This window comes from Sulfidibacter corallicola, from assembly GCF_017498545.1.
Taxonomy (GTDB): domain Bacteria; phylum Acidobacteriota; class Holophagae; order Acanthopleuribacterales; family Acanthopleuribacteraceae; genus Sulfidibacter; species Sulfidibacter corallicola.
Genome location: NZ_CP071793.1, coordinates 7,166,800 through 7,180,193 on the forward strand (window position 1 = coordinate 7,166,800; position 13,394 = coordinate 7,180,193).

General features: G+C 61.8%; 8 protein-coding genes. 4 read left to right on the forward strand and 4 right to left on the reverse strand.

Features of this window, described 5'->3' with window-relative positions:
* Position 1: 1 nt before the first annotated feature.
* The 3 genes from J3U87_RS22245 to J3U87_RS22255 form a co-directional block, all read right to left on the reverse strand.
* Positions 2-739 carry an ABC transporter ATP-binding protein gene (locus J3U87_RS22245; RefSeq protein ID WP_237377970.1) on the reverse strand — a complete coding sequence of 246 codons (738 nt, stop codon included), beginning with the start codon at positions 737-739 and terminating at the stop codon, positions 2-4.
* The gene (locus tag J3U87_RS22250; RefSeq protein ID WP_237377971.1) at positions 736-1,965 is read right to left on the reverse strand and encodes an efflux RND transporter periplasmic adaptor subunit; all 1,230 of its coding nucleotides are present in this window, start codon (positions 1,963-1,965) and stop codon (positions 736-738) included. The genes J3U87_RS22245 and J3U87_RS22250 overlap by 4 nt, the downstream gene beginning before the upstream one ends.
* Before the next feature lie 427 nt (positions 1,966-2,392).
* Entirely contained in the window at positions 2,393-3,712 is a 1,320-nt protein-coding gene (locus J3U87_RS22255; protein ID WP_237377972.1) for a hypothetical protein, read from the reverse strand.
* A 550-nt stretch (positions 3,713-4,262) separates the two neighbouring features.
* Between J3U87_RS22255 and J3U87_RS22260 the strand changes: the two genes are divergently transcribed.
* Positions 4,263-7,367, forward strand: coding sequence for an HzsA-related protein (locus tag J3U87_RS22260; protein WP_237377973.1), 3,105 nt, complete (start codon positions 4,263-4,265; stop codon positions 7,365-7,367).
* Between the two features lie 192 nt (positions 7,368-7,559).
* Here J3U87_RS22260 and J3U87_RS22265 read toward each other — a convergent pair whose 3' ends face one another.
* Positions 7,560-8,018 (reverse strand): hypothetical protein, encoded by a 459-nt coding sequence (locus J3U87_RS22265; RefSeq protein WP_237377974.1) that lies wholly within the window; start codon positions 8,016-8,018, stop codon positions 7,560-7,562.
* A gap of 1,772 nt (positions 8,019-9,790) precedes the next feature.
* Here J3U87_RS22265 and J3U87_RS22270 point away from each other — a divergent pair.
* Genes J3U87_RS22270 through J3U87_RS22280 form a run of 3 tightly spaced genes read left to right on the forward strand, consistent with a single transcriptional unit; the run spans position 9,791 to position 13,374 of the window.
* A complete protein-coding gene (locus tag J3U87_RS22270) occupies positions 9,791-10,591 on the forward strand; it encodes an SAM-dependent methyltransferase (RefSeq protein WP_237377975.1) in 801 nt (266 codons plus the stop codon).
* A 13-nt stretch (positions 10,592-10,604) separates the two neighbouring features.
* Complete coding sequence (locus J3U87_RS22275; RefSeq protein WP_237377976.1) at positions 10,605-12,155, forward strand: TfuA-like protein; 1,551 nt, start codon at positions 10,605-10,607, stop codon at positions 12,153-12,155.
* Positions 12,145-13,374 (forward strand): YcaO-like family protein, encoded by a 1,230-nt coding sequence (locus J3U87_RS22280; protein WP_237377977.1) that lies wholly within the window; start codon positions 12,145-12,147, stop codon positions 13,372-13,374. Before J3U87_RS22275 ends, J3U87_RS22280 begins: the two co-directional genes overlap by 11 nt.
* Positions 13,375-13,394 lie beyond the last annotated feature (20 nt).

The window sequence follows — 13,394 nt, forward strand, 5'->3', positions numbered from 1 at the left end:
GTCAGTCCTCCCGGTTCAGGCGTCCCTTGTCCAGGTGCAGCGTGCGCGAAGCGCGTTCCGCGGCGTGGGGATCGTGGGTGACCATGATGATCGTTTTGCCGTGATGCTGATTCAGGGCCTGCAGTAGGTCGAGGATCTCGTCCCCGGACTTGCGATCCAGATCGCCGGTGGGCTCGTCGCAGAGCAGGAGCTGGGGATCGGTGACGATCGCCCGGGCGATGCCCACCCGCTGCTGTTCACCGCCCGAGAGTTGGCGCGGGTAGTGTTTGACGCGGTGGCTGAGGCCGACCACGTCCAGTGCCGTGGCCACGTGCTTGCGACGACGGGCACCGTTCATGCGGGTCAGCAGCAGTGGCAGCTCCACGTTGCGCGCCGCCGTGAGCACCGGCATCAGGTTGTAGAATTGGAACACGAAACCCACGTTCCGTGCCCGCCAGGTGGCCAATTTGCGATCGGAGAGGCGGTCGATGCGGTGGTTGTCCACGTGGATCTCGCCGTGCGAAGGCCGATCCAGGCCGCCGATCAGGTTGAGCAGGGTACTTTTTCCGGAGCCGGAAGGACCCATCAGGGCCAGAAACTCGCCGCGCGGCACCTGGAGGTCGAGTTTCTGCAGGACCTGAATCTCCTCCGACCCGCGCTTGAAGGTTTTGTCGATGCCGCGCAGGTCGAGCAGGGTTTCCGCGGAATCTGCCGGTTCCGGGCTCGCGGGTTCGGCTGAGGGAGAGGCGATATCGTTCATGGTGATGTCTCCTGAAGCTCTTGTCCGTCTTTCAGGTCGGGGGGTCCGTCGGTGATCACGCGTTCGCCCGCGTTCAATCCGCGCATCACGACCACATCGGAGCCGCGGCGATCGCCGAGCGAAATACTGCGCCGTTCCGCGCGCTGCCGATTCAGCACGAAAACCACGGTGGCATCGCCGTCGCGGCGCACGGCTTTTTGGGGGATCAGGGTTACGGTGCGCGGCGCCTGGCTTGCCGCTTCGCGATCGCGATCGGGTTCGGCGAAAGCGACCTTGACGCCCATGTCGGGCAGGATGCGCGGGTCGGTTCGATCCAGCCCGATACGCACCCGAACCGTGGCGCGTTGGCGGTCGGCCGTGGGCACGATGGCCAACACGCGGGCCGGAATGGTCCAATCGGGATAGGCGTCGAGGACCGCTTCGACCGGCTGATCCGGTGAAACCCGGTTGATGTAGCTCTCGTTGACGTCGACCTCGATTTCCAGCGAACCCATGTCGACCAGGGTCCCGATGCCGGTGCGGGTGAAGCCGCCGCCGGCCGAGACCGGCGAGATCATTTCACCGGGCTGGGCGTCCTTCGAAATCACCACGCCGCTGAACGGAGCGCGAATGATGGTGTCGTCGAGGTTCTGTTCGGCCAGGGCCACCTGACGCTCGGCGACCGCGACTTCGCTGCGCTGTGCCGCGATTCGCGCTTTCAGCGCTTCCAGGTTGGCACGGTCGGTGTCGACCGTGGCCTCGTCGCCGACGTGCTTGTCGAGGAGGTTGGATGACCGCTGTAGATCCCGTTTGGCCTGGGCGATGCGGACTTCGGTTTCGGCCAGTGCGGCCCGAGCCGCCTGGAGCTGGGCCTCCGCCAGGTTCAGGGTCGCGACCAGGTTGACGTCTTCCAAACGTGCCAGGATCTGACCGACGCGGACTTCCATGCCCTCTTCGATCAGGACTTCGGTGACCTTGCCGGTGATCTTTGCCGAAACGGTCGCTTTCCGCCGGGCGGTTACGTACCCCGAGGCGTTCAAGACCGTGGTTTGGCGCGAACTCGTCTCGGTCCGGACCAGCGCGGTGGACACCTGGATCTTTTCCGGCTGCCGTTGCCAAAAAAAGTACAGGGTTCCGGCTACGGCCGCCAGAACCAGGGCGAGCCAGATCCATTTGGTGGAGCTGGAGTCGCGCCAAGCTTCGTTGTCGATACGCAGCGCATCCAATTTATCTTTTTCCAGAGCCATGATGACCTGCCAAAAAAGTGGAAGGAGTGAATCGGGTAGGAAATTCGCGCAAAGGCGTTTGCCGGGTGGATGGGGTCGAAGGCGGATTTGGGGGGCCGGACCGCCACGTGTTGCGGTCGCTGTTCACCGTGATGGTGCGCTCATCGGCCGAGCCCGCATCGAGCGCATCGTCGACCGGATCGCGGACGATGGGGACTCGCAGGGTCGAAGGGATGATCGGTGCAAGGTACGGCTACTTGGGGAGATGGAGATCTGGACGGAATGTAGGCATCCGAAATCATGTATGCGACGGTGGCCAAAGCCTACCACGAGTCGCCTGATTTTGATCTGGAAAAGTAACTGAATCCAATGCCTTGGGTCACCTGGTCATTGGCTCGATGCCGTTCCGAGGTATCCCGGACAACGACTACGGGACCCGGTGGGTGGGTCAAGGAGACGCGTTCTCGCGGGCCGCGCAAACCCGTACCGTGTTTTCGATCAGGGGATTCACGATGTAGGAGGGGACCCCGGATTGGCAGGACACGATTTGATTGGATAGCAAGGCTTCCACGAAGGATTTGGATTCCAGCGAGGAGGGGATGTTCTTCAGGCGAACCCCTTCGAGGAACTGGATCTGGGAAAGAGATGTGATGGTGCGTGCCTGAATGTCCGCCAGTTTTCTGCGCCCGCGCACCACGTGCTCGCGATCGACGCGAACTCCGGCCTGGCGCCGCGCGTCGCGGGCCGCCGCGTGGAGAATCGCCAGGTATTGGCGCAGGATGCCGCCGGAATAGTGAATGGCCTCGTCGATGGCGTCGTCGGAAACGAGATCGGCATCTGCGGCCATGCGGTTGCGCAGGATCTGGCGCAGGATCTTCTTGTTGGCCTCGCTGTTGGTGGGACACTCCGCCAAGTCGCCCTCGGTCGTGGGATTGACGTTGAGCGTCAGTCCGATTTTGTGGATTTCCTGGTTCACGCTCAGGCTCTCCGGACGAAAGGCGAGGTGGACCGGAATCGTGATGATCTTCTTGCAGCGCAGGCCCAGCAGGAATTGGCGATCGTCGCCGAACAGTCGCTTGATTTGGGGTTGGGCTTGAATTTTTTCCAAGTCGTCCAAAATCAGGAGGACACGACGACCCTTGGACTGGAGTTCGTATTCCAGGATCAAATCGTTGACCAGATCCAGCAGATCCGATTTTTTGAGGCGGAAGGCATCGCGCGCCATCTGGCGGTAGGTCTTGTCCTGGAAGAGCCGGGTGAAAAAGCGTTGGTTGAAACGAATCATCGGTTTCTGGCGGGTGCCCTCGTCCTCGGCGTCCTGGGCCTGCTTGCGGGGAGCCAGTCTTTCGTTTTCACGCGGTTCCGTGACGACGCCTTCCTCGGCACGTTGCAGGTTGAGCAATTTTTCGAGCAGGTGCGGCTCGAGAATGGGGTGACCCTCGACGAGCTTGAACGCGAGGATCAGCAGCACGTCGATGATATCCACGTCGGCGATGTCGATCGCTTCCTTGGCGCGAATGAAGCGGACACTGAAGTTGGCACGCACCACTTCGTCGGCCACGAAATTCAGGGCGGTGGTTTTGCCCGTGCCCGGCTGACCGGCGACGAATCGGGTCTGGGTGTGCTTGGCATCGTAGAGCACCGAATCGCGAAGATCCTCGATGACGCCGTCGAAAATGGGGACGTACAAATTGCGGTCGCCGTGTTGTAGGGGCTGCCAGGGATCGAGCAGGTTGACCAACTCGGGAATGTTGGATGCGGGTTCCATGAATTGCCTCTTTTTATCTGATGCCCATTCAGCGCCCCGCGCATCGCCGGGGCCTGGGGCCGCTTGGCTGCCTGGGCACGGTGTCGGTTCAAGGATGGCGGATTCCAACCAGACAGGAGGTCACGGATTCTGCGCAGGTACCCGATACCTGAAGGCCGAAAACACCGCGCATGGCGTCGCGCGGACCGAGCCAGAGGAATCGTTCCAAAAACCACTGGCTCCGATAGGGCACTAAATCGATGCGTGCGTGGGCGATTCTAGCATGAGGATTCGAGCGCGGACCGCCAAAAAAGGTCGAGCGAGGCGGGAGCCCAATGGGAGTGCGGGCTGGCCCCGACCCGTTCATCCGGGCCTTGACCATGCCAACTCGCGGGATTTTTGCCCTCGAGGACGGCGTAATTGTCGTCACTTTTGGGGGATTTCGTGCATCTTGCGACGATTCATACACCAGAATGAATCATATCGATTTCATGCTTTTATGGTCGCTTATCTTTTTGACTTTCTAAACAAGTGAAGTCAGTCGAGTTTATTTGTCTCAGTGTGAGGAGTTATGTTTTTTCCCAGAGATTTGCCCCACCGCGCGCCACGAATCATGCACTTCGTCGCGGCCTTGGCACTTTGGTTGGCGGTCCAACCGCTCGTCGCCCAGGTCGATTACGACATTCTCTACCTTCGCGCGCCTCGCTACGGCGATGGCCAGAACACCATTTGGCCCGAGGTGTTCCACCCGGCCAGCATGGAGCCCGGCACCGACCTGATGTTGTTGCATCCCGGCGGCAGCGAAGAGGTCCTGATCGATGCCGGCGACGGCGCGGTCGCCGATACGGTCCTCTCTTTCGATGCCAAAACCGTTTACTATTCGCTCTTCCCCGACATGTCCGACGACGCCCTCAACGGGCAGCGGGCGGACCTGCCGCGTCAGGGCGCCGACATCTACAAGATGGATTTGGAAACCCGGGAAATCACCCGACTGACCTTCGGGGAATGGACGCCCAACCAGGCGGCCGGCAATTGGACCGACGAGCCCGTGGGCGCCGGCGCTTCCAACGATCAGAACTACCTGGGCTACGGCATTCTCAATCTGGGGCCCTGTCCCTTGCCGGACGGGCGCATCATGTTCACTTCCAACCGCAACGGTTTCATGCCCAACAAGTCGTTCACCCAGGTCTGTTTGCAGTTGTACGTGATGGACGACGACGGTCGCAACGTGGAGCAGGTCGGCTTTCTCAATATCGGCGCGGCCTTGCACCCCACCATTCTGAAGGACGGCCGCGTCATGTTCTCGTCCTACGAGGCACAGGGTCTGCGCGATCGCCGGCTTTGGGCGCTGTGGTCGATCTGGCCCGACGGCCGGAACTGGGGACCGCTGATGAGTGCCTTCAAACACTCCGCGGCCTTTCACTTCCAGACCCAGTTGACCGACGGTCGCATCGCGGTCGTCGATTACTACAATCTCAACAACAACGGCTTCGGGGCGTTGCTGGCCTTCCCGGCCAACCCTTCCGAAATGCCGACCTTCGGATCGCCGTTCCCCAACGACGACAGCAACCCGCCCATTCAGGCGGGCATCCATAGTAACGGCAACCTGCGTTTCACGCGCTACCCCTTCTCGCCGGTGGGTTTGGAAACCCTGACGCCGTTCACCCACGGTGACGACAACGCCGCACCGTTGAGCGATCCCGACAACCAGAACAGCGTGCGTGTGGGCAAGGTGACCCATCCCTCGGCCTCCGCCGACGGAGTGTTGGTGGTCTGGACCCCGGGCCCCGCCAACGATTTGTCGCGTCCCACGCCGCAGCCCTACTACGACGGCGGCATCTACCTGCTCGCCAACAACTTCCCGGCTCAAGACGCCACCGACCTGGTGCTCGTCAAAAACGATCCGAACTACAACGAACAGTGGCCCAAGGCGGTGTTGCCCTACAGCGCGATCCACGGTGTGGAAAAACCGGTCCGTCTTCCCTGGCTACCTAACGAGGGCGAAGAGCACGAGGAGCTGCCGGCCGGAACGCCGTTCGGTCTCGTCGGCACTTCCAGTTTCTACAACCGCAACACTTCGCCCGGCAGCGGCAGCAGCCGCTTCGACGGCCTGGATCCCTTCAACACCAGCCAGAACAACGTCAGTTCCAACTGGGGCATTCAAGGGTCCGATGCGGGGCTCTACACCAATGCCGATATCTGGGCCGTGCGCGTTCTCGCCATGGAGCCCACCAGTCACCGCAGTTACGGTCCCAATGGCGGCTGTTGCGGGGCGCAACGCAACTTCGACAGCCACGCCAACGAGCGGCTGCGCATCCTCGGCGAAATCCCCCTGCGCAAGGAAGACGGTCAGGGCCAGCCGCTGCTCGACGGCGACGGCAACCCGGATACCAGTTTCTTGGCCCGAATCCCGGCCGACGTCCCCTTCACCTTCCAAACGCTCGACCGCAACCGCATGGCCCTGAACACCTCTCAAACCTGGCACCAGGTTCGGCCCGGCGAGGTCCGCACCGATTGCGGCGGTTGCCACGCCCACGCCGAGATGCCTACCGATTTCGAGCAAACCGCGGCCGCGTTGCCCACCTTCACCATTTCGGACCTGGTGCACCAGACGCCGATCCTCTCCAAGGACGCACAGGGTGAGCCGAACGTGATCACGCTGGCCGAACGGGCGGTGGACGTCGAGTACTACCGCGACATCAAACCGATCCTGCAGGCCTCTTGCGTGCCCTGTCACAGCACCTCCAACCCACAGGCCCAGTTGGTGCTCGACGAGGAACACCTGGTCGACCGTCACGAGAACAGCTACAACCGCCTGGCTCGTGACAGCGACGCCCAGTACGGCTACCCGCCGGTGATCAGCAACGGCACCTGGCGCCAGACGAACGCGTCGCGGTACATTCGCAAGTTCCAGAGTCGGCGCAGCCTGTTGGTCTGGAAGGTCTTCGGCGAGCGCCTGGACGGCTGGACCAACGAGGATCACCCCACCGAGAGCGAGCCGGGCAATGCCGCGACGCTTCCGGATGGGGCCAACCCCAACGAGGCCGATCTGGACTTCACCGGCACCATCATGCCGCCGCCCGGCGCCGTGCATCCCGACACCAACCAACCGATTCCGGCCCTGACCGAGGATCAGAAAATGTTGATCGCCACCTGGATCGACCTGGGTTGTCCCGCCAACGAGACCGAGGCGACCGGCGGGAACCGAACCAACATGGGCTGGTTCCTCGACGATCTGCGGCCGACGCTCACGATCAGCGCACCGCGGGCCGGTCTGCAAACGCGGCCTCTGACCGAACTGAACATCGGGGCTTTCGACTACTACTCGGGTCTGGTCGTGGAAAGTCTCAGCGTCACCGCCAACTTCTCGGTGAACGGGAACGCACCCGGTACCGAACTGGCCTCGCTGTTCACCGAGTCCGAGGACCACGTGTGGACCCTGGCACTTCAGACCCCCATTCTGGAGCTTGCCGACGGGGAACTGGTCGTCACCGTTCGCGACGAGCAGGGCAACATTTCCGAGTTGAAACGCGCGTTCGGCGTGCAATCGCGGCCGTTGCTGCTGTTCCCGCTCCAGGCCTGGCAGAACGCGACGAACTACGACGGCGATTTCGACTTCAACACCAACAACGTCAACGAAGTGCTCGACATGGTCTCGTTCCTGAACGACCTCTGAGCACGGTCGAAAAAAGTGGGCGACCCGGGGAGAAAGGTTGTCAAACCCCGGGCCGCCCGATCCTGATTCGAGTTGGGTTATGGGAGAGTGCGTGACTCGATCAGGAAATGGAGACTGGCATGGATCCCCGGCGCGCTTCAGGGTGCCGGATGGTGATATTTGGTTGGGGAAGGACCTTTAGGGTGGGCGTGATCAGTCCGCGTTCGCCAACCACGAGCGGACCGATTGGTTGGGGCTTTCCACGGCCATGACGATTGGTGCGTACAGGGCGACTACGATGACGGCCGTGGTGAGGATATCCGACAGCGAATGGTACCGCTGGTAAAGCATCAGGCAGACGTAGGCGCCCCAGGTGAGCGGCCAAATCCAACCGAAGCGCCGCGTCGTCGCGACCAGGTAAATGACCAGGGTCAAGGTCACGGCGGTGTGGGTACTGAAATTCAGGCCCATCGAACGCCAGATGTGGCAAAAGTGGTCCAGGTACATGATGCCGTAGGCGACGACCATGCCGCTCGAGATGGCGGCGAATCGCCAAACCGCCAGGGGCCAGGCGCGTTTCCAGAGCGCCTTGGCCATGAGGATCAGGGAGACCACGGCCAGAAGCGGCAGATACGAGTCGGCGATGCGATCCAGGGTTTCGTAACTGAGCATGTTCCACCGGTCGCGCTTGATTTGGGCGACGCATCGTGCCCCAGCGAATGCCGGTATGAAGTGCGAGAGGTGTTCCAGTTATTCGGCAGTGGTGTCGTTCGCATTGAAATTATTTGAAATGATGGAGTTATCGATGGTGAAGGAGGCGAGAAGTCACCGTCGAATCTGGCGACATATGGTCATGTGTCGAAATGTCGACATCTGTATGACGATACTTGGTCAGGATTTATGAATATATTGTAGGTGAAGTGACGATTATTGTAGTTGTCCCCGGCTGCCAAAGAGGGTCGTCGTGCAGGGCCGGTATGGCACGGCCGGTATGGCAGGGCCGGTATGGCAGGGCCGGTATGGCACGGCCGGTATGGCACGGCCGGTATGGCAGGGCCGGTATGGCACGGCCGGTATGGCCAGGTAGGTGCGACCGCTGGTCGCACATTCCGAAGCCGAATGCTTCAATGCTCTCGCAATGGGCTGTGCATCTCTCTTTCAAGTCTCGAACCTGCGATGCGTGGATCGCTTCGGCAAGTTCATCCGGCGGGCTTACCGCCCCTGATGCCCCAACCTGGCACGACGAATCTCTCGGCATTCGGGAACGCCAAACGGATTCGTTTCATAAGAGCCACGCACCAGCGGGAATACCCGCTCGATTTCGAGAAAGAAACAACGCGATGCGAGCCGACTCGGAGAGCCCGTACGTGCAATAGAGGTGTAAAGCCTGCAGGTTGAGCACGGCCGGTATGGCAGCTTGCTCAACCAACTCGAAGCGACTTGATAGAAATCTTTTGCGCCATCGAGAGATCGGAGGCACGATTTATCTGCTTCGCTCTTTTACGACTCGATCTTTCGAAGCGCGGATCGCTTCGATGTGTCGGGCCAGCGGCCCAACCTACCTGGCACGACGAATCTCTCGGCATTAGGCACTCCGAGCAACTTTGTTTCAAGAGAGCCGTGAACCAGCAGGCATACCCGCTCGATTTCGAGAAAGAAACAGACCACCTGGTTTCTCGCGAAGGGCCATGGGTCGTTCATTCAAAAAATCAAGCAAGAACCCATGAACATCGGAAACCAGGAAAGGATCGGCATTTGGTGTCACATCATGGTCCTGCTTTTCCTGGTTTCCATCATTCCTGCCCTCCTGATCAAGATTTGACGACGGCAAGACCCAGCTCAGGTTGGATGCACCACTTTGTTTCGAGAGAGTTCACAAAGGACGCGGAGGTAGATGTGGAGACCCTGCTTCCGAATGGGCACGAGGCAATGAGCGGACAAAAAAATACCCCGATTCGAAGAGGGAGGACGAATCGGGGTTCAAACCTAAATCGAGCGAATCTTGGCGGCACGCGGCACAAATCTGTTGGGCTGCAACAGCTTTGTACATCGCATCCACCCGAATCGCACACTTTAGGTCAGAATGATGGGAGGGTAGGTTGCGGTAACAGTTATGGGTTCGGTCGGTCTTTTGGAGAACAGGTTCCGTTTGCTCGTGTGTTATTGCTTGGGGGGGGTCCGATTGAGAATGCTCCGTTGTCTACCCTCATTGTGGTCTCCTAATTCGCAGTGAATATGGAGAAACCTAGGAGATTGACCCTCACAGGCGGTTTTTGTCGGATCCTCGGTGGAAAATGGAAGCTGCAATGCGGTTTGGGAATCGAATCAAATGGGAAGCTCCGTCCTCCGTGCCACGGTGTTTTGCTCTCGAAGCGAACCTGCTATGCTGCTGGGGTTCCGCATCGAACGACGGTCCAACCAGAAACACGCAATCGGGAGGCGCCATGCACAGAGGCTCGCTGACGGTGGTCGGTACGGGCATTCAGTTGGGGAGCCATTTGTCCGCGGCGGCTCGGGCCTGGATCACCAAATCGGAAGTGGTCTTCTATCATGTGGCCGACGTCCTGACGGCCGAGTGGCTGGTCACGCTCAACAAGGAAGCCCGGCCGTTGCCGGTCAATCGCGAAGCCAAGCGGCGTAGCGAGGTCCACGCGGGCATGGTGCCGCCGATCATGACCGAGCTCCATGCCGGCAAGCGGGTGTGCGTGGTCTTCTACGGACACCCGGGTGTGTTTACCGATCCGACCTTTCGATTGCTCGGCGCGGCTGAAAAGGCCGGGTTCAAAACGCGGTTGATGCCCGCGATCTCTGCCGATGCGTGCCTGTACGCGGACCTGCGGGTCGACCCCGCCAAACACGGCAGCCAAAGTTTCGAAGCCACCGATTTCCTGCTGCGCGATCGGCGCTTCGATCCCTGGGCCCACCTGATCCTGTGGCAGGTGGCGATGATCGGCAACCTGGGCTTTTTCGACCCCGGCAAGACCAGGCGGGGCCTGGATGAACTGGTGACCCGCCTGTTGCGCGACTACCCCGAAGATCACGAGGTGGTGGTGTATGTGGCCGCCATCTACCCGACGCGCCGGCCGATGATCCTGCGCGTGCCGCTTCGCCGGCTGGTCGATGCGGAGATGCCCGAAGCGGCGACCCTCTACGTACCGCCCTGCGGTACTGCACCGATGAATACGTCCATGGCGCAACGATTGGGGATCGAGCTGCCGCCGGACAACGCCGCCTCACCACCCTGAAAGGTTGCCGCCCATGCGCTACGACCCGCGTGTTCCGATCGCCGTTTTTCTGGGCCCCAGCCTGCCGCTCGAAGAAGCGCGCGCCCTGCTACCCCGTGCCAATTACTATCCCCCGGTCCGTCAGGGGGATCTGTACCGCCTGCTGGCGGCCGCGCCGCACACCATCGTGATCGTCGACGGCGTCTTTCACGGGCAAGCCGCGATCTGGCACCGCGAAATCCTCGAAGCCATCGACAACGGCGTACGGGTCGTCGGCGCCTCCAGCATGGGTGCGCTCCGTGCGGCCGAGTTGGCGCCATACGGGATGATCGGTGTGGGTGGCGTGTTCGCCTGGTATCGCGACGGCTTTTTGGTCGGCGATGACGAGGTGGCGCTGCTGCACGCGGATGCCGATCATCACTACCGTCCCTTTTCGTTGCCGCTCGTCAATGTTCGCCATGCCCTGCAACGTGCGGTCGCCCAGGCGATCCTCACCGAGGGCCAGGCCGATTCGCTGATACGATCCCAGCAACGATTGCCGTTTACACAACGAAACCGCCACGCACTGCTGAGCTCGTCGCCCTTCGAGGCGCTTCCCGAGGAAACCCGAACGCGACTCGCCGCGATGCTGGGCGAGGAGGGGGCGCCTTTTCCAAAAGATTTGGATCTCAAGCGGTTGGATGCGATCGCCGCATTGACCATGGTGGCGCGGTCGAAGGATCCCCGAACCACGGACGATCGAAACCACCGCGCCGACGGGGAAATGGCCGGCGCCAATGCGATCGACCGGCGCAATCGCTTTTATCGCGAGCGTCGCATGCGACAACGGGGCTTCCTCGCCGAGAACGGGACCCTGATCGCCGGAGCGGCGTTGCTGGCCCAGGCCGAGATCTGCCTTCGGTCGCCCCGCACCCATGGTATCGATCGCGCGAGCCTGGTTACGAAAGGTTTCCTGATCGACGCCTGGCCGGAGTCGACCGAACGGCCGCGTGCCCCGGACGACGTTCGCCGCGAATTTGCCGATCGCCATCTCACCAAACTGCGCGCGGATGGGGCGCTGGCGTCCGTGATCGCCGCCAACGGAATCACCCGTCGAGAACTGGACCGGCTACTCGTCGAGCACGCCGACGTTCAATGGTTGCGCGAAGTTCATGGACCGGCGCGAATCCCGGAATCCTGGCGAGACGCGATCGCCCGTGTCGCCCAGGCTCGTGGCTCGACCGTCGACGACGCGCACCGTGAGTTCGGGCTGATGGCGCTCTTGTTGGAATGGGCCGACTTCCACGGGATCGCCGCGCCGGAAGACGTTGTTGCACGGTTCACGGCGCAGTGGCGGGCCCAACAGGACGATCGGGCCGACATTGGCGATCAGGTTCTCTCGCGTTGGGCGACTTCGGCCTGGCTGCTCACCCAGACGCCTGCCCAATTCGGCTACCGTTGCTGGCGTTTGGACCTGGCGTTGGTCGCATCCTGGCAATTCAGTGGCGAAGCGGCGCGGCGGTTGACCGCGATCGATCGGGAGAAGGCCGGGCGGCCTTCCGGTACCGCGACCGAAAAAGAGGAGTCCACCGCTCATGACGCCTGAATTCAGTTCACGGCCGGTCGGGAAAGGATCCGAACTGAGCGCCCTGTTTCGCCACGGCGCCTGCCGGCTGATCTCGCCGGATCGGACCCTGGCCCGCATCGGTCCCAAGCTGGAAGCCTGTGGCATCACCCGTTGCGCCGAAGTGACCGGGCTCGACGAGGCGTTCGGCGTGCCCACTTTCTGTGCCATACGTCCGCGAGCCCTGGTGCTGCAAACCTCCAACGGCAAAGGCCTCACGCGCGAGGCGGCCCAGGTTTCGGCACTGATGGAAGCCATCGAGTTGCACCACGCCGAATTCCCCGATCTCTCGCGATTGCGGTTCGCCTCCGAGGCCGAGCTGGTCGCGGCCGGGCTTCGAACCCTTTCGCCGCGGGTGATCGATGGCTCCCTGTCCCGGCATTGGCGAAGGAATGCCCGGCTGGAGTGGATCGAGGGCCGCACCCTGAATTCGGCGACCGCAGGTTCCGCCCTGTCCGATTCGGCGATCTGGGTGCCCGCGGGGGCCGCAACTTTTCGCGAACCCACCTGGCACCGCACCACCAGCAACGGCCTGGCCAGTGGCAACCACATAGTCGAGGCCGAACTTCACGCGCTTTACGAGCTGTTGGAGCGCGATGCCCTTGCCGGATTGCAGGTCGCGGGACGCCTTGCGGTGCGCGAGCGCTGTGCCGTCATCGACCCCACCTCCGTAACGCATCACCGCATCGCCCCGATCCTCGAGGCCGTTCGTCAAGTCGGATGCAAGGTGGTCCTGCTTTGGGTGCCCGCGCGCGTGGCACGTCACGTGATTTGGGCCGCGCTGCTGGATTCGCGGCCCTTCGCCTCGGTATCGACCCTCAATACCGGCGCCGGCTGCCACCACGATTTGGATGTGGCCTTGGCCAGGGCCCTCACCGAAGCGATTCAGTCCAGGCTTTCCTTCATACACGGCGGCCGCGAGGATATCGTCGAAAAGCCCGCCTTTTCGGGATCGGTTTCCACGGAAACCCCAGCCTGGCGGTTTTTCGATGGTCTGGTCGGCAATACGCCCTTCGCGACCCTGCGCGACACGTGCCCCCAGTTCAGCGACTTGGGGGTGGCTCGCGACGACCTTCTCGATCGGCTCGGTTCAGCCGTTGTGGCGCAACCGATCGCCGTCGATTTGACACGGCCGGAATTGGCGATTCCCGTCGTCAAGGTGTTGGTGCCGGGCCTCCGTTTCAATCCCGCCCTTTCTTGACGGGAGCCCTGACGGCTTCG